An 18,146-nucleotide genomic window follows, 5' to 3' on the forward strand; every position below is an offset into this window, starting at 1 on the left:
AAAATCACCTCTACTATATTGATTTTCCTTTTAAAAATGGTTAGCGAACTGCTTACAAATTGGGTACCACTGCTTTTGCGAGACGAGCAGTATTTTGTAAAACCCCGATATCAGAGATTTCAATTTCTATTTGGTCTCCATCCGCTAAGGTAAATTCATTTGGGGGAACAATACATGTACCTGTCAGTAAAACAGTGCCATTAAAAATCTGATTGTCTTTCAAAAGATAAGAAACAAGCTCATCAAATTTCCGCTTTAATTGGCGGGTATTAGCTCTTCCTTCTACCACAATTTCTCCATTTCTATAGATTCTGCATGTAATTTCAAACTGATAAGGATTTTTAACCGCTTCACTTAGCAGAATGGCAGGGCCAATAGAGCAAGAATTTCTCCAGATTTTTGCTTGAGGCAAATAAAGTGGATTTTCCCCCTCAATATCACGGCAGCTCATGTCATTTCCAATCGTATATCCTAAAATTTCTCCTCTGCTATCGATGACAAGCCCTAACTCCGGCTCAGGGATTTGCCATTTAGAATCGTTTCGAAGAAATACCTTATCATTTGGACCCACTGTTCTTGCAGCAGTGGATTTAAGAAAAATTTCGGGGCGTTTGGCATCATAGACCTTGTCATAGAAAGTTGCTGAACCAATTATTTGATCCGTAGTCTCGTAGTTTCTAGCATCTCTGCTTTTTTCATATGTGACACCGGCCGCCCACACTTCAGGGGCTTCAATCGGAACGAGCAATGATAGCTGCTCTAGAGGTTTTGGAATTGGATCTAATTCAGAGATAGCGCTTTCAACAAAGTGAAGAAGAGAAATACTTTGATCTTTGGCTTGCTGTGCTAACTCCAAGAAGTCTTTTTGCGGCAGTGAATAGATGAGTCCTTCATTAGTTAAAGCAGCTAGAACCGGTACTGACTTTTCATTTAAATAACAAATAATACGCATATAGTCCTCCTTTTATATTTAGAATAATTCCTGTTAAATTGTTGTTTCTCTCCCATTTATTTTTTCTGGCGCGCTTACTAAATTAAAATGCAAATTTCGTGCCAAAAAAGAAAGATGTTATAATTTTTTTAAAAAAAACACCAAATAGCCTATCAACCTTGAATTTGTCAGGCTTCAAAAAAATAGCTCCTATTCATTGAAGAACAATAAACCATTTATATTAGTTACTTATTTACTTTTTATCTTTCATATTTGAAATTCATATTTCAAATATGAAATCACACAAAAAAACTTAGTATCTCCAAGGTACAAAAAAAACAAGGGCGGGTACTTCACCGCCCTTGTTAATAAAATCATCCCTTTTGGATATGTATTTTGCTTTCTTTACTATTCTTTCATGACGCCGAGAATTTGCTGAACCGTAAAGTATGCACTATACACCCAATTATACAACATTGGCTTTAACCAAAATACTCCTTACTTTTTCCTTTCCTTGCTCATCCAACATAGTCCCTGGGGCTTTGACCATCGGTATCATCGTTCTTCCTGTAAGCATAACCGCCGTCTTCATTGCTGCAACAAAAGGTTGTGAAGCATCATAAATACTCATAAGTTCGCTAATTTTTTGCTGACTCGTAACGACCGTGGAGAAATCCCCACCCTGGTAGGCTTTAAAAAGTTTACAGAAAAGCTCCGGTACTACATTTGTGAGTCCGCACAGAACCCCGTCGCCACCAGCCATTAAGTTCGGAACTAAATATTCGTCAAAGCCAGAGAAAACACTGAAGTCTTTAACCGCAGATTTTACACCCTGAATCAACTGACGAGTGTGTGAAATGTTATCCACTGTATCCTTAATGGCCACAATATTTGGAAAATCCTGGACCAGCATTAGAACTAACTCTGGACTTATATTAACATTCGTCCTCTCAGGGAAATTGTAAATCACAATCGGAAGCTTCGTAGACTGTGCAACGGCTGCATAATAATTATATAGGTTTTCATCATCGAGCTTGAAATAGTATGGTGAGATAACGACCGCGGCATCCGCGCCTTGAACCTCAGTAAACTGAGTTAATTTAACTACTTCTTCGACGGAAGTTCCTCCTGTCCCTATTAAAACCGGTACCCTGTGATTCACCGTTTCAATTGCAAATGTAATAAGCTTCTTTTTCTCTTCCTCTGTAAATGCGAAAAACTCCCCCATGCTGCCAAGAAATAACAGACCATCGATACCATTATTAATCAAATAGTCAATATGTTCATGCATACCATGAAAATCAATCTTCCCTGTTTGGTCCAGGATAGTAATAACGGGTGAAAAAACTCCTTTAAACATTTTAGCCCTCCTCTTAAATTTACCTTGCTTACTAGATACTCAATTTTAAATAGATATTTCATTGCCGCGCTCACTAATTAAAAATGCAAATTTCGTGCCAAAAAAACGCAGATCACAAAAATTTTTTTTTAAAAACACCTAAACAATTGAATTCTAGTGTTGCCATGCTCAAAAAAAATAGCTCCTATTCATTAAAGAACAAGAAGCTAGTTATAACAGATTATTTAATCTTTATTTTTCATATTTGGAAATTGTTTTTACAAATATGAAATAATACAGGTTCATTTATGAAAATTCAGCTTACGCCAAAGGGTAGTTTTACTTATACCAAAATCCTTACAAAGTCTATCCTTGTTACCATGGTAACGTTCAAGAAGTTGCTTCCAGAGCTGATTTTCCATTTCCTCGAATTGATTTGAAAAGGTAACATGTAACTGGTCTTGATTTTGACCACTTCTAGCGTCAAGTCTCCCTTTCTTCTCGGCCAACAACTCATAGATCTTGAACTGTGTTAACTCTTCACCCTCCTCTACACTAATCACTAACTTCTCGATGAAGTTTTGCAATTCCCGTGCATTACCGAACCATTCGTAACTCTTTAGACAATCAAAGAGTTGATCCTGTGTATAAAACAAAACTTTTTGCTCTTTTATACATTCATTCTTGAAAAAGGATATAGCCATGGGGACTATGTCGTCTTTTCGTTGCCTAAGTGAAATTAATTGTAACTCCAATACACTCAACCGGTAATAAAGATCTTCGCGGAACCGTCCCAAACGAACCTCTTCACGCAGATCCCGGTTCGTAGCGCAGATTATTCGAACATCTATTGGTGTCACCCGATCGCCACCGACACGACGGACTTCCTTTTCTTGCAATACCCTTAGGAGTTTTGCTTGAAAATTTAGGGAGATTTCCCCTAATTCATCAAGAAATAACGTCCCACCATGGGCTAGTTCAAAAAGTCCCATCTTACCACCTTTAAGAGCTCCTGTAAAAGTACCCTCAACATAGCCAAAAAGTTCACTTTCAAGAAGATTTTCACTCAATGCAGCACAGTTAACGGAAACAAATGGTCCCTTAGCCCGCTTGCTCTCATTATGTATACTCTGAGCAAAGATCTCCTTTCCTGTCCCCGTCTCACCATAAATCAAAACGGTACCGTTAGATTTAGCATACTGCCTCGCTCGATATATACATTGGAGCATTTCTGGACTACTACCTTGAATATGGTTGAAGGTTTGCTTAGCCACTAATCCTTTTTCATTAAGCCTGGTCCTGATGTTCATTTCTAAATTTTGAATTTCACCGATTTCTTGGAAAATAGCTACAGCACCATGAAACCTACCATGAATGATAATAGGAACCCGGTTACAAACAATCTTTTTCCCACCAATCTTAAGAAGGATATTTTTTTCTTCGTCATGTATGGATAAGACTCTATTCAATTGACTTTCGGGTAAACACTCAGTTAACTTTTTCCCCAACACCTGGTTTATTGGTACGCCAAATATTCTCTCAGCTGATTCATTATATACGATAACTTTCTCGTTATTATCAATTGTAAGAACTGCCTCTGTGGTAAAATTAAGAATCGCTTCAAGTTGTTTTAAACGGGCTTTCTCTTTTTCTATAGATTTTAAAATCGTTAACGCTTCATTTAGGGCAATTTGAAGGGACATAGCACCCGATTCTAAAATACATCCATAGATTCCGTGGTCCACCGCCTGTTGTGTGGCTACTACATCGCCCACCACTGCTTCTATGCCTTCGTCTTCGATAAGATGTTTCACTTTCGCTGGTATTTCGTTAACATCTTCACAGGGCATGAATTGCAAATCTATGTCCATAATGTTCTTAAAATGCTGAGCTTGAAATAAAATATTTAAAGTTGTGATAAAGGCGATTTTTTTGAAACCTTTCTCACTTGCTTTACTTAATGCCATTAAAATGTCGACAGACGTTACGGGTATTTCAATCACTGGTAAATCGAATGCATTACGTAAAGCTTGGGCTGTTCCCCCACGAGAAATAAGGATCTTTGCACCATGATTGATACAAGTTCTGATTTCGTCAAGATTCTCCTTGAGATTGCCTGGAATAATGGTATAAGGTATATTACTACTTTCAATCATTCTTTCGGCCTGCTGTACCAAGGTTTCATAGGGGGCAATGATGAGTATATCGTTCATTGTGTAGACACCTCTATTAAAAAAATTGTCTCCAAAATTAACTTCCGTTGTAAATCTCCAAACACTAGGGATCCAATTAAACCTTCCGCTTTGTCAAACTCCTTCACTCTAGAGAGTATATGAGGAGACTTATTAATCAATAAATCTAAAGAATAATTATTAATCATTGTTACTATTTTTAAACTTTTAAGTATTGTAATGTTAGTCTCTAGATATATTCAAGTCTAAAATTGTGCAAACGGGAAATGGAAAAGGGGAATCTAACTCTTAAACCTTAGTAATCTTACAAGACAAGCCTTTCTCAATAATTAAATTTCATCTTCGACTACTACTAGTTTATGTATGTCTCAATAAGTCTCCGGAAATGAAGATATCTTTTACATTTGAAACATTTTTATTTGGTGAAAATATTTCTCTTGAAATAAGCAGTACACATACATTTGTTACTACTTCATTATAGCATATTTTGAGCTTGCTGCCCTTCAGGCATCAACCGGTACGATCTGTAGCATCCGTAATTGGCTGGGACCCCTGACCCAATAGCTCACCGAATCCCCTTCCTTTTTACCTTAAAACTGACCTACAATGTATATTATTAGTAGAAACTAGCATTTGAATTAGCAACATCACTATCAATAATGCTTCCTGCAAATATACTTACAGTAAAAACAAAGTGAATGTATTAATTTACTTGTGAGTTTTAGGCATTGCATCGAAGCAAACGAAAACACCAAGTGCAAGTAACAACACCTTCTTACGATTTATACCAGAGAACAATAACGGCAAAATCGGACCAGATTTAGCAACAGGAAGAGCAAAGAGACTCACTATCAACCCTGCTCTGATGATATCGCCCAGGCTGTATTATGACTACCTCCGCAAATAAATTCTCGTGTAGCAGCATCCCCAGCTGCATATAACCCCGGGAACTTTTGTTTCACAATTTTCATTGATAAGATGAATGCCACCCGTTCCTCGAACTGTTCCTTCTAATCTCAAGGTCACTGGAAACCGGTCCGTAAACGGATTAATACTCAACCGGTCAAAGGGAAGGAAGAAATTCGATTGTGCTTGACGCATCCATATCTGCATTTCTTCATCCGCTTTATCCAGCCTTGCATACACTGGCTGTGTTTGCAGCGTTTTTGCGATCACCGACCGACCTCGTTGTGAACCTGCACCTTCGATAATCGAACCATCTTGATAATAAAAGGAAGCCCATGTATAAAATGCTGTTTTCGTTACCGAGGAAAATGCTGGAGCAATGGCATAGGTATTTGAAAATTCCATGCCAGACAGGTTGGCACCAGCTTCTGCCGCGAGTAAATAGCCGTCACCCGTTAAAACATTGGTACCCAATGCTCTGCTGAGAAAGGCACAACCCCCAGAAGCAATGACAACGGCTCCGGCCTTTACTTTCCAGCGTTCCCCCGTTTCAGTAAAAATCCCTGCTGCTTCGCCAACACCGTGTTCATCTGCTAGAAGTTCCAGTGCCGGGCTATGATCCCAAATTTTAACCCCTGCCATTTTTACCCGCTTCCGCATTAACCGCATATATTCTGGTCCCTGCAAACTTTTAAGATGTTTATTGCCGCCATCATCTAGTGGAAAAGGATATCCCCACGTATCTAGCTCATTGACATTGCTATGCGTTCGATTCAATACGTTTTTCATCCATTTACGATCCTGCAAATACCCGCCGAGCGCTTCTCTGCTTTTCATCGCTCGTTCTTGCTCCTCCGGGATTGGATTCACATACCAAACTCCAGTCCCCGATGGCGCCGTCTAGGGCTCCGAGTGGTTCATCAAGCAGCAGTAAGCGTGGTTCGCCTGCTAATGCACGGGCTAACGCGATTCGCTGCCGTTGTCCTCCAGAGAGAACAATTGGCCATTCGTCGGCACGATTTTCAAGTCCTATTAAAGACAGAGCTGCTTTAGCTTCATCCTTGGACCGGGTTTTCGTCCCAATCTGAACAATAGTCAAAACCTTCTTCCAAGGCAGTAAGCGTGCATCCTGAAACATGATTCTTGAATCAATATGATTTCGTTTCACTATTTCTTCATCTGCTTGAACAACCCCATTACTGACAGATTCTAGTCCAGCGATCAGTCTTAGCAATGTGCTTTTCCCGCAGCCGCTTCTTCCTACGATGGCCAAACTCGCCTGGTTTGATAGAAAGATTCACCCCCTTCAACACCTTGTTTTTACCAAATGATTTTTCCACTTTCGTAAGTTCCAGCTTCAATCCCTTTTGGTTCCTTGCCATACTTTTTCACTCTCGCTTTCTATAAAAATCTTTGTTCTCGAAAAAAATGTTGTTCTAACTCAAGGAGAATCATATTTTGTGTAAAATTACACTCTGTTTTTTTAATATTTATGATTTGTTTATCGACTTTTCCCTTCAATGAGCGATTTTTTGAGTTTTATGAGCGAATCTTGGGTTTTAATGAGCGAATTATTGACTTCAATGAGCGAATTTTGGGTTTCAATGAGCGAATTTTAAAAGCAACAATCTTTTAGAAGTAAGCGATAAAAATATAACGTTTCCGATTTTTCACGTGGTTATAATTGGGGTGCCATTGCAGCCACTGCTTCTCCAAAAACTTAGCAGCCGAATCAGAAAGCTTTCCAAGTAATGCATAGAGTAAAATGCTGACAACAACGATATCCATATGCATAAACTCTCTTGCATTCATAGCCATATAGCCAATCCCTGAGTCAGCTGATATCGTTTCAGCCACAATGAGTGACAACCACATAATCCCTAGTGCATAGCGGAGACCTACCAAGATTGATGGCAACGCACCTGGAAGAATCACCATCATAATTAAATGGAGGGATTGGAGGCCGTAAACTTTTCCCATTATAATTAGTCCCTTATCAACCGACCTGATTCCGTGAAAGGTGTTAAGGAAGATTGGAAATGCGACACCAAGTGCGACAAGGAACAATTTGGATGACTCGCCAATCCCAAACCACAAAATAACAATAGGAATGAGGGCTAGATGAGGAATGGTTCTCACCATTTGAATCGAACTATCTAATAGTTTTTCTGAAGTTCTTGATAACCCATTCGCAATGCCAAAGATAAAACCAATGCTGCCGCCAATTAGAAAGCCAATAAATGCCCTTTTAGCACTGACCCCCATGTTTTCCCATAAACCCCCTCCTTACTTAATTGAATGAATGCCTGTAATACCTCGAGTGGTGTGGGCAAAATATCCTGACCAATTAAACCGATTTGTCCTAACACTTGCCAGAGAACTAGGATAAGAATCGGAACCACCCATGTTGACCATTGTTGACCAATTGAATCTCTTAATCGTCTCATTTGAATCAGCTCCTTTAATCTGGATAAAATAAGAGACTTCTCATGGTGCGAGAAGTCTCTATCCGAATAGTCGACTAGTGAATTAATCTTTAAAAACAAAAAGGAGACACTTTAATTTGTGTCTCCAGTTGTCTGGTAATATTATACTTTTATTAACAGGTGCAAATGTTCCATTTTGATTCGTTGTTTGTTAATTCTGACAATACCCATCTGATTACTTAATAAGATAGCCGAATTCGGTATTCTATATAAAAGTCACCCACCAGTTCATCCATTTGATGCATCGTTTCAGCAATCACTTTTCCAGTCCTAATAAAGTCTTTATTTTGATGCTCCTTATGCAAATGGTCAATTGTCTTTAGGATGAGGTCGTCAAAGTAATCTTCAGTCACACTGGTAACTCGGCCATTCTTCCATAGACGAAGGACATCTTTCGATTGCGCCAGATCTTCCCATTCTCTTTGAAGCTGGATTCGGTCCTGATACGACAACGGATTTGCTGATTGTACTTGTTCTAGTAGAAATTTTAACTGATCGGGATGAAGCATACTGGAGTAGAGCTTCTCAATCATGGGGTCGATCCTTTGATGATAATGTTCAGTCGTATTAATCAAAAAAATATCATTATCTTTCTCTTTTAATAAATGAAGAATAAATCGGAGCCCTGTTTGTTCGTTGCCATTATTAGCCGTCCAATTATAAATAGGCACAAACTCGGGAATATCCTCTATTTCTAACAGCGTCTTAGAAAAATTATTTTCGAATTCATACTCATCCTGCTCAACATTAACATTCTCGTTCAACCATTCATGACGAGAGTCTTGGCCTATCTTTTGATCCATCTTCCATACTGGTCCAATGGAAAAAAAATCGTGGAAAGCAATCACTGTCTTTGGCCGATCTAACCCATATCTTAATGCACCAGCGGTTGATTCGGAAGAAACAAGATGGACCGCTCCCTTTTCCTCATATGAAAAGGATTTTCTTTTTCGCTGACTTTGAATAAGTCGATTAATTTTTCCAGCCATAAAGTTGATATCGTCCTGGCGGAGAAAATAACCTCTGCCAATAAGAGGAATATTCGCTTCGTGATTAAAGTTCTCAAATTCATCCGTATGACGAAGCTCAAACGTTTCCCATTCCCCTTGCTGTGACAATTGGGAGGCGGTTAAATAATCTTCCCCTTCAATTTTATAAACAAAAACGATATTTGGTTCCGTGAAAAAATAAATATATGGAAAATTCTCTCTCGATTCCATGAACTCCACTCCTTTTTATTTGAGGATATCCTCCCCCTTCTATATATTTCAATCAAACTTCTAAAAACTCTTTTTAGGTGTCAGGCACCATGTGAATTTTTCACATGGTGCCTGACACCTTTACTCCTCTATGCCTTTACGAAGGATTGACCACTCAACGACAACGAAATTGATGATCAATCCGACCCATATATTTACATTCAGAACTTCTTCAATCATTTTCTCTTTTCCTCCGGGAAGGGAGAAGTTATTTAAGGTGTAATATGTTAATAGCAAAACTGGCACCACTATTCGGCCGCTTACTGCCACTAACGTGACACCAAAGCTTCGAATCATCCATTTGCGATGATCTGCAATTTGTTTTCTTACTGCCGTACGATATCCTTTCCAACAGGTAAAAAGCCAGATAAGTGACAATACAAGAAAAGAAGTGGCTTTCGAAAAATTTTCAATATACGAAACATATACTAGACCAAGCCCACCGCTTATTAAGACACTGCCTACATACACTCTGCCAAGAAAGCGATGGACTTTTGGTGTTTTGATTCGAAAATGTCCAACGAATTGGAAAAAACCGGATAGTAGTGCCAAACATGCCGTTACAATATGTGCAATTAATAAGGGAAATTGCATGCCAGACGATGTGATAGATACTCGGCTATTGGCGGGATTTAATGTTAAATAAGGAACCACAAAAGGAATGATGACTCCTAATGAGATAATAAATAAAATCCACCAACTTTTTTTAGGTTTCACTACTTACACACTCCAGACTCTTCAACCGAATCTCTTCTGCTGTTTCCTTTTTTCTTTCCTAATTTCTTAATCATGTCTCTTCTCCCCTTCATCTTCAAGCAAGGTTCGATGCTTTTTTCTGTTTTCGCTGTCCCCATGGTTTAAATACCGAAATTACAAACATCGCACCAAGCGAAATAATCTGAAGGATAATTCCGATCCATAGCTGCCACTTGTTTACTGTGAACGATGGATCCGTAAGAGCGTTTAGCCCTCCACTAGTTGTCAACGTTACTGCTTTTAGCGTTAAGGTATACATTGCGAAAGGACCTAATAAGATTGAGAGGACCGTCAAACCTTCTTTGACGATAATCCAGTAAAATTTGAACAAGCCCCATTGCGTAAGCACAGATAGCAAAATCCCCGTTACCACCGTGCCAATCGTGGATGCACGAACCGATGTCTGGGCTAGCATATGCATACTTATATAACATGCCTTGAGCACACCAGCATCGTTTGTGTTAGCCGCAGTTATACTTAGAATTAAAAAAACAATGGCCACCCCGAACATGATTGCAGCAAATAATAAATGTAAGATAATCAGCCATCTTCTCTGGGTAAGATTCAATTTCCTCATATGATTCCCCCCTTGTTATACATTAAACCGATACCCGACACCCCAAATCGTCTCAATATATTGTGGCTTTGACGGGTTCGTTTCAATTTTTTCACGTAATTTTCCAATAAAAACAGTTACCGTGGCATTGTCCCCGATGGAATCCAATCCCCAGATCTTTTCAAACAGCTCGTCTTTACTGAACACCTGATTAGGATGGATGGCCAAAAATAGTAATAAATCAAACTCTTTTGAGGTAAACGGAATTTCGGTTTCATTCACGAACACTTTTCGAGATAACTTATCAATACGAATTCCTCGAATCCTTATTTCGTCTTTTTGTCTCGCGAAGTTATCTGTCATTAACCGGTCATAACGTGCCAGATGTGCCTTGACCCGTGCCACCAGCTCGCCGACACTGAAGGGCTTGGTCACATAATCATCTGCCCCGAGGCCAAGCCCGCGTATTTTATCAATTTCTTCCCTCTTGGCGGAAACCATTAAAATTGGGATGTTTTTTGCTTGTCGGACGTGCCTGCAGATTTCAAATCCATCTGTATTTGGAAGCATGAGGTCGAGAATGATCAAATCATATTCCTCTTCCAAGGCCTTTTTCAGACCCACCTCTCCGCTAATGGCGATATCTACCTCATAGCCGCTTGCTTCTAAATAATCTTTTTCCACTTCCACAATAACCTGATCGTCCTCGATGATTAAAATTCGTTTCACTCGTCCTCACCCTTATGATTGATCTTTGGTAGTGTAAAATAAATGCTGGTCCCTTCCCCTAATTGACTTTCAGCCCAAACGGTTCCACCTTGTCCTTCGACCATCTGTTTGACAATAGCGAGACCAAGGCCTGTACCTCCCGATTCTGTATTTCTCGAAGGTTCTGCCCGGTAAAAACGTTTGAAAATATGGAGGAGTTCCTCGCTGTCAATTCCCGGTCCGTTATCCAGGATGTGTACTGTTGCTTTTGCCTCGTCGTCGAACAATTCCACCTTGATTTCCTTTTGTTCGTTGTTCATATATTTTAAGCTGTTGTCGATTATATTCATCATTACCCTGCTCATCTTTTCATGGTCTCCCATAACGAGAACCGGTCTGTCGCTGACGGAAGAGAACGTAATCTTAATATTCTCCATTCGCAGGTCGAGACGTAATTCTTCTATATAATTCTGCAAATACCCACGAATGTCCAGAGGTTTCAAATCAAATGGCAGTCGTTTTAAATCAAGCTTAGAATACAACATCAATTCCTCTATCAATTGATCCATATCGTCCGCTTTTTTCGCGATCATATTTATATATTTATCCCTTTTCGAAACCGTATCTGCGATTCCATCTTGAATGCCTTGAACGCACGCTTTAATTCCAGTAATCGGCGTTTTCAGATCATGTGAAATGTTTGAAATTAGTTCTTTCCGGTTCTCTTCATACTGTAGCTGAAGATGGATCGATTCGTTCAAGCGGGCGCGCATTTCATCAAAGGAAGCCCCCAATTCTCCGAATTCATCTCTGCGGTCCAACTTCACCTCATGAGCAAGGATCCCTTTTTTAATTTGTTCTGCAGCATGTTTTAGCGTGTACAAAGGTTTGATAAAACTTCGGGAAACTAAATAGGTAAGAATACCATTCGTAAGGCCAATAACAAGTAGCAGCGACAATACCAGCAGCGGGAAAAACTTTCTTGCTTCCTTGAAAAAAGGATATAAATCAGAAAATATATATACTGTACCTGTAGTGTCATCGCTAAGAGTGATATCGTACTTTTCCACTGAAAAACGACTTTTTCCCCATCGGCCATGAGTCTGTCCCCTTTGCATCTCCTTAATCTCAGTAGTATTTAGATCAAGGCTGTTCACGAAAGGGGAAGTGAAGCCAGTTCGATTATCTTTCATTACCACGAGTCCTGAATGAACACGATTCAATTGTTCGTCCGTGCTTTTCAAGAACTCGTTGTCGTTGAATCGGTCTGGGTCATTTTTTGTCATAAACTTCACGCCGGCAATCAGGTCTCTGCGTTGATTGGCCGTTTCCCAAAAGGCTGGCATTCCCCTACCATCCCTGGTTCCAGCCATATCCTTATAAAAAGCTGAAACAAGTGTTGTGGAAATTAAGGCGAACAACACGATGGGAATGAAGGTCATGGCCATATAGGATAGTAGTAGTCTCGTCTTGATCGACATGAGCAAATCTCCTTAACGCATTTTTTTCGAACAGAATGAACCCTGATATATCTCCAAACTAGGCCAGCCAACGCTTTCTGTTATTTATCATAACCGGGAATTATAAATCCCTTCTAAACCAATCCTAAAAAAAGTATAAAAATTATTTAAACAGTGTAGTTTGATTCCAAAAAGGACTATCATTGAATTAGCTCAATGTATAGGACCAATTGAAACCGATAACCCTATCTTTGCATTGAGTGAACATTTAAGCTAATTACTGTTTGTTTTCAAGGAGGACAATTATGGAAAATGTATTTGATTACGAAGATATCCAATTGATCCCGGCAAAAAGTGTTGTAAATAGTCGCTCTGAGTGTGATACAACTGTATCCTTTGGCGGGCATACATTTAAGCTGCCGGTGGTTCCTGCAAATATGCAGACGATTATTGACGAAAAGATAGCCATTTACTTAGCTGAAAATGGTTACTTTTATATCATGCATCGTTTTGAGCCAGGTAAGCGATTATCATTTATCAAAGATATGAAATCACGAGGTTTATTGTCATCTATCAGTGTTGGAGTTAAAGAGGAGGAGTACCAATTTATCAAACAATTAGCCGAGGAACAGATTTCACCCGAATTCATAACCATTGATATCGCACATGGTCATTCCAATGCGGTAATTAAAATGATTCAGCATATTAAGAAGTACATACCTAACAGTTTTGTCATAGCTGGAAATGTCGGAACTCCAGAAGCAGTCAGAGAATTAGAGCACGCTGGTGCGGATGCGACTAAAGTTGGGATTGGACCTGGGAAGGTATGTATCACCAAGATTAAGACTGGATTTGGGACAGGCGGCTGGCAGTTAGCTGCGCTGCGTTGGTGTGCAAAGGCAGCAAGTAAGCCGATTATTGCTGACGGAGGGATTCGCACACATGGTGATATCGCCAAATCCATTAGATTTGGGGCAACCATGGTGATGATTGGTTCATTGTTTGCAGGACACGAAGAGTCGCCAGGAGAAACGATCGAGAAAGATGGTAAGTGTTATAAAGAATACTTTGGATCAGCATCGGAATTTCAAAAAGGGGAAAAGAAAAATGTAGAAGGCAAAAAAATGTTTGTTGAGTACAAAGGCTCTTTAAAAGAAACGTTGATAGAAATGGAGCAAGACCTTCAATCCTCTATTTCTTACGCAGGAGGAAATAAGTTAGCAGCCATCCGTAATGTAGATTATGTGGTTGTTAAGAATTCAATCTTTAATGGGGATAAGGTCTATTAAAGGGTTTGAAGAGTTTTGTATAAACAATTAGTGGTTTTAAATGGAAAAGGGACGCCATAAGCGTCCTTCATCTGTTGTTAAACAATTTCATTGAATTACGAAAAATAGCTCACCTTCCCAATGAACCCTTTGGGCAATGGCTGAATAGTTTCCGCTTAGCAAGTGAATTTTGATGATATTGAACTAGTTTTGATCGACTTCCTCTTATCCTAATTTGGCAGGTATTCCGCTCCGTCTGCTTTCCTATTAGATTGAACAGCCGCTCTTTCAACCGCTTCGGTCACCATTTCATGAACATGTAAATCTAAAGGATGCGGAACCAAATCTCCAAGTTTAGTACATGCTGCGATCGCTTCAGCGGCAGCGACTAGCATAGGATGGGTGATTTCACTAGTTTGCGCGTTTAAAGCTCCTCGAAAAATACCAGGAAATCCAAGAACATTGTTAACAGAGCGGCCATCTGCCGCATATGCAGCTCCCGCCTGCAGGGCTAATTCCGGTTCGATTTCCGGTTTAGGGTTTGATAATGCTAAAATCACCTGCCCTGGGCGTACCCATTGCTGTTGAATCAGTCCAGGAACACCTGTAGTGGCGATAACGATATCACAGTTCCTCAATAATAGTTCAATGCTATCAACTGGATGACCGCCATAGTTCTCTAACCTCGCCTTCGCATCCGGAGATAAATCTGATCCAAATACAGCCTTTACTCCGTATGCCATAAGCATTCGAGAAATCGCCAACCCTGCTGCTCCAAGGCCAATCTGGCCAACTTGTGCATTTTTCAAGTCAATACCGGCACTTTTACACGCTGATATCGTGGCAGCCAGGGTAACGACAGCCGTTCCATGCTGATCATCATGCATTACCGGAATATCCAGCTCCTTCTTAAGTCGTTCTTCGACCTCGAAACAGTGTGGAGAACCTATATCTTCGAGTAAAATACCACTATAACCCGGAGAAATATTTTTCACTGTCCGTACAATCTCATCCGGGTCTTTCGTATTAAGAAGAATCGGAATCCCATTAATACCGGCTAATTGGTCGAAGAGAACAGCCTTCCCCTCCATAACTGGCATTCCGGCAACAGGGCCGATGTCTCCCAGGCCAAGAATCGCGGTTCCGTCAGTAACGATCGCTACCGAATTACCAATACTCGTATAAATTTTTGCTTTATCCGGTTCTGCCTCGATAATTCGGCAAACATCGGCCACACCTGGTGTATAAACTCTTCTTAAATCAGCTAATGTTTGAAGATTCACTTTACTTTTCATATGAATTTTCCCTCCTTCATGTGCATGAAGGACTTCATCTGAAACAGCATGAAGACGAATTCCCCCGTCTAACCGGGAGAGAGCGTCTGCCAATTCTTCTATCTGCTCCTCATGATCGACCTGAACAGTAATATTACGTATTGTGTAATTTGGACCTACCTTTACCGTTTCTATTTCCCCTATATCCCCACCTGTAAGACCAATTGTCGTTGCTACTTTCCCGAGATTACCGGGGAAGGAAGGTGTTTCTACCATCAACGTTCGAATAATTTGTTTGCTAATCATATCTAATTCCTCCAAAACTACTTGTCTATGAATGGGCAAGGGAAGAAGTGACTCCCATTTTCCTCTTTGATCGTTAACATTTTATACAATTTCTTTTGACCATTTAAATAAATGATTCCCTATTCGTAATATAAGAGTTGATATACATCGAACGACAAAATACTACAAAAACTAACAAAGGTAATTTATACTCATTACCGAATATTTGATATATTATAAATTTAACTGGGAATCACTCTACATATGACAGGTAAGCAGGAGGAAGAGGTAACCTTTATTTGTTAATAATTTAAAGTTCCAATTTGGGGTGCCTTCATCTATAGCCAGAAGCACATAAAAAAGAAAAAAAGGCCATTTTAGAGTTCTGCTAATTAATCCTCTTGAATGAGCCTCTTCGATTCGAAATAAAGAACTTGAATAAATTTTTTCGTATTAATTCGTGTACTGGAAGCAGTAGCTTTAGGATTCTTTTGTAATTCTGTCATCTTCTTGCGTACAATCGTAAAATCAAAAAACTTAGAAGCATAATTTTCGAACTTAGCGTTGGAGAAATCTGATAAACCGAGCGAAGCTAAATGATTTAACGATTGGTAAATCGCTCTTCGTACCCGTTGTTCAGAGGCTTTTACTTCCCGCTGGATATCAATTTGTGCCGCGGGCGTCCCAAGCTTTTTTAAAGTAATTTGCACAAAAATCTCTTTAAGCGGAGGAAATTGTTCGAACGTATGATATTGTTCATATTGATCTAAATATTGGAGGATATCCAGTAAATCTTTGCTGCCGCTTTCACCTAAGATACCTAATTCAGATAAGAGAAACTCTCCAGCTGTTACAATACTAGTTTTCTTCAATACATTTGCCGTTTCCTGTTTTGGCTGCTGTAAATTAAACACGGTATTTAATGATTTTTGAATCTCTGAAATCGACTTTTCTAACTGGATTCGCTCCATTACTTTTCGAATAACGCTTAACACTTCAATGCGATTAATTGGTTTTGAAATATAATACTCAACACCAAGGGTATAGGCTTCACCTATTAATTCTTTTGATTCCACTTGTGAAATCATAATAATTTTACCTGAGAATTCCCCTTTTAAGCGGCGAATGGTTTCAAGTCCATCACAAACAGGCATTAACAAATCGATAAATAGAATATCCACATACTTAAGGATCATTAAGTTTTTTTCGAGCATGAAGCCATCTTCGGCTTCTCCGATAATATCTCCCAAATCCTCATCCTCGATTATTTGTGCCAGCATGGAACGATGCACCTCATCATCATCAACGATATAAAAATTCATAAAGTTTACCCTCTTTCAACTAGGCTATATATCGGAATTTTTATGGTAAAAAGTGCTCCCGAATTTTCTACAGTATTTTGGAGATCAACACATCCCCCAAGTTCTTCGGTAATTTCTTGTACATAGGAAAGACCAATTCCTGTTGATGGCGTGCCTGCCTGATCAAATTTTAAAGTATACCCTGGTTTAAAAATCAAGCTTTTATACTTTTCGGGAACTCCGGGACCATTATCCTCTACTTGAAACCATACAAACTGATTTACCAGCTTTAAATAAATAGCTATTGTTCCTTTCTCCTTAATAGCTTCTACCGCATTTGCCACTAAATTATTGATCAGCGATAAAACGAGATAGGCATGATATTCCGGATGTTCACCATTAATTTTATAGCGAAATTCAATCTTCTTTCCTAATGAGCTTGCGTATTTTTCATTTGTTCTCATAATGATCAGGACAAGTTCATGTATATCCATGTAATCTGAAAACTTTTCATCTTCAATCAACTTGAATAGTCCTGCAAAAATCCGTTGATTGTCTTTTTTTATATCATGTACTTCTCCAGCAATCCGTAAAGCCCTTTTGCTAAATTCCTCCAAGGAAATTCCTGTTTGTTTCATATGATTATTTAAGTCCCGATATAAATCGTACGATGTAATTGTAGTATTTTCCGCGTTTTGCAATACTTTTTTTAGCTGAACGGATTCCACATACAAATTGGATAACAACATTAATAAATACTGATTCTTTTGACGAATTTGCCTCTCTCTTATTTTTCCTTCATATAACTTCATCATACTAAAGAAGGAAAGCACAAAAAAGCTTCGGAAAATGGCTATGATAAAGATCTGGGCTAGTTTTGACAAAGTCAAATAGTCTCCAACAGCCACATGCCGAAACATCAGTTCCGTTAAACTGGCTATGATTTCAATGGTAATGCCTAATACTCCTATAATCCAAGGACGGTTGTGGAACTGATTTATTTTTAATAAGTAAAACAGGAACACGAACGCAAAATAATAAAGGGAGGAAGGATAGCGTGTTTGTACGGAAGCGAACAAATCGAAATGATCCTGTGTAAGCCAGTCCAATCCTACCCGAAAGGAAAAAATAGACAGCGCTGTGCCAATACCTAGTAAAATAGGTGAAATGCCCCGCAAAAATAATAGTGAAAAGAATATAATGGGCGTACCCAAACTAACACGGAAGGTATCATGAAAAGGATAAAATTTTAGCTCTCCCGCTAACGGAACAGCAACGATAACAAAAATGAAAGTATATAAATTCCTCTCAAACAATTGATTAATTTTCAAACGTTTCACTTCCTAAGATTTTAAACAGATATAAACATAAATAACGAATCCAACACAGGCAAATACCACCTATATTGAATTCGTTATGAGGTTT

12 protein-coding genes and 4 pseudogenes are annotated in these 18,146 nt (G+C 39.1%); 1 reads left to right on the plus strand and 15 read right to left on the minus strand.

Annotated elements, in window-relative coordinates; all coding sequences use genetic code 11:
- Nucleotides 1-52: 52 nt before the first annotated feature.
- The 12 genes and pseudogenes from QF028_RS23485 to QF028_RS23540 all read right to left on the minus strand — a co-directional run bounded on the left by QF028_RS23485 (nt 53) and on the right by QF028_RS23540 (nt 12,614).
- Entirely contained in the window at nt 53-952 is a 900-nt protein-coding gene (locus QF028_RS23485; protein WP_429469396.1) for a fumarylacetoacetate hydrolase family protein, read from the minus strand.
- 445 nt (nt 953-1,397) lie between these two features.
- Nucleotides 1,398-2,291: a 4-hydroxy-tetrahydrodipicolinate synthase gene (dapA, locus tag QF028_RS23490; protein WP_429469399.1), complete on the minus strand. Its 894-nt coding sequence runs from the start codon at nt 2,289-2,291 to the stop codon at nt 1,398-1,400.
- A gap of 281 nt (nt 2,292-2,572) precedes the next feature.
- Nucleotides 2,573-4,483 (minus strand): sigma 54-interacting transcriptional regulator, encoded by a 1,911-nt coding sequence (locus QF028_RS23495; RefSeq protein WP_429469402.1) that lies wholly within the window; start codon nt 4,481-4,483, stop codon nt 2,573-2,575.
- Nucleotides 4,484-5,203: 720 nt separating this feature from the next.
- Nucleotides 5,204-5,323: pseudogene (locus QF028_RS23500) on the minus strand (MFS transporter); the annotation flags it as partial.
- Nucleotides 5,324-5,325: 2 nt separating this feature from the next.
- Nucleotides 5,326-6,268, minus strand: a pseudogene (locus tag QF028_RS23505) (FAD-binding protein); the annotation flags it as partial.
- Nucleotides 6,267-6,750: pseudogene (locus QF028_RS23510) on the minus strand (ATP-binding cassette domain-containing protein); the annotation flags it as partial. The pseudogenes QF028_RS23505 and QF028_RS23510, both read right to left, overlap by 2 nt.
- 250 nt (nt 6,751-7,000) lie before the next feature.
- Nucleotides 7,001-7,815 (minus strand): annotated as a pseudogene (ssuC, locus tag QF028_RS23515) (aliphatic sulfonate ABC transporter permease SsuC).
- Between the two features lie 218 nt (nt 7,816-8,033).
- A complete protein-coding gene (locus tag QF028_RS23520) occupies nt 8,034-9,074 on the minus strand; it encodes a DUF1835 domain-containing protein (RefSeq protein ID WP_429469404.1) in 1,041 nt (346 codons plus the stop codon).
- 120 nt (nt 9,075-9,194) lie between these two features.
- Nucleotides 9,195-9,830, minus strand: coding sequence for a DUF2306 domain-containing protein (locus tag QF028_RS23525; RefSeq protein ID WP_429469406.1), 636 nt, complete (start codon nt 9,828-9,830; stop codon nt 9,195-9,197).
- A gap of 94 nt (nt 9,831-9,924) precedes the next feature.
- The gene (locus tag QF028_RS23530; protein ID WP_429469408.1) at nt 9,925-10,446 is read right to left on the minus strand and encodes a hypothetical protein; all 522 of its coding nucleotides are present in this window, start codon (nt 10,444-10,446) and stop codon (nt 9,925-9,927) included.
- 15 nt (nt 10,447-10,461) lie between these two features.
- Nucleotides 10,462-11,154, minus strand: a complete 693-nt coding sequence (locus tag QF028_RS23535; protein WP_215007068.1) for a response regulator transcription factor — start codon at nt 11,152-11,154, stop codon at nt 10,462-10,464.
- Nucleotides 11,151-12,614 carry a sensor histidine kinase gene (locus QF028_RS23540; protein ID WP_429469411.1) on the minus strand — a complete coding sequence of 488 codons (1,464 nt, stop codon included), beginning with the start codon at nt 12,612-12,614 and terminating at the stop codon, nt 11,151-11,153. Before QF028_RS23540 ends, QF028_RS23535 begins: the two co-directional genes overlap by 4 nt.
- 284 nt (nt 12,615-12,898) lie before the next feature.
- On the opposite strand from QF028_RS23540, the gene guaC reads away from it, so the two are divergent.
- Nucleotides 12,899-13,882 (plus strand): GMP reductase, encoded by a 984-nt coding sequence (gene guaC / locus QF028_RS23545; RefSeq protein ID WP_429469414.1) that lies wholly within the window; start codon nt 12,899-12,901, stop codon nt 13,880-13,882.
- 209 nt (nt 13,883-14,091) lie between these two features.
- On the opposite strand, the gene QF028_RS23550 is transcribed toward guaC, so the two are convergent.
- From QF028_RS23550 to QF028_RS23560, 3 genes are all read right to left on the minus strand, one after another.
- Nucleotides 14,092-15,441: an NAD-dependent malic enzyme gene (locus QF028_RS23550; protein WP_429469417.1), complete on the minus strand. Its 1,350-nt coding sequence runs from the start codon at nt 15,439-15,441 to the stop codon at nt 14,092-14,094.
- 371 nt (nt 15,442-15,812) lie between these two features.
- A complete protein-coding gene (locus QF028_RS23555) occupies nt 15,813-16,742 on the minus strand; it encodes a response regulator (protein ID WP_429469419.1) in 930 nt (309 codons plus the stop codon).
- A 5-nt stretch (nt 16,743-16,747) separates the two neighbouring features.
- Entirely contained in the window at nt 16,748-18,061 is a 1,314-nt protein-coding gene (locus QF028_RS23560; protein WP_429469421.1) for a sensor histidine kinase, read from the minus strand.
- Between the last annotated feature and the right edge of the window lie 85 nt (nt 18,062-18,146).

Origin of the sequence: Neobacillus sp. B4I6 (assembly GCF_050434045.1) — a bacterium.
In the GTDB taxonomy this organism is placed as follows: Bacteria; Bacillota; Bacilli; order Bacillales; family Cytobacillaceae; genus Neobacillus.

Excerpts from the sequence above, each read along its gene's own strand:
- QF028_RS23485 (WP_429469396.1), bottom strand. The coding sequence starts at position 952 with ATGCGTATTATTTGTTATTTAAATGAAAAGTCAGTACCGGTTCTAGCT.
- dapA (WP_429469399.1), bottom strand. The coding sequence starts at position 2,291 with ATGTTTAAAGGAGTTTTTTCACCCGTTATTACTATCCTGGACCAAACA.
- QF028_RS23495 (WP_429469402.1), bottom strand. The coding sequence starts at position 4,483 with ATGAACGATATACTCATCATTGCCCCCTATGAAACCTTGGTACAGCAG.
- QF028_RS23520 (WP_429469404.1), bottom strand. The coding sequence starts at position 9,074 with ATGGAATCGAGAGAGAATTTTCCATATATTTATTTTTTCACGGAACCA.
- QF028_RS23530 (WP_429469408.1), bottom strand. The coding sequence starts at position 10,446 with ATGAGGAAATTGAATCTTACCCAGAGAAGATGGCTGATTATCTTACAT.
- QF028_RS23540 (WP_429469411.1), bottom strand. The coding sequence starts at position 12,614 with ATGTCGATCAAGACGAGACTACTACTATCCTATATGGCCATGACCTTC.
- guaC (WP_429469414.1), top strand. The coding sequence starts at position 12,899 with ATGGAAAATGTATTTGATTACGAAGATATCCAATTGATCCCGGCAAAA.
- QF028_RS23550 (WP_429469417.1), bottom strand. The coding sequence starts at position 15,441 with ATGATTAGCAAACAAATTATTCGAACGTTGATGGTAGAAACACCTTCC.
- QF028_RS23555 (WP_429469419.1), bottom strand. The coding sequence starts at position 16,742 with ATGAATTTTTATATCGTTGATGATGATGAGGTGCATCGTTCCATGCTG.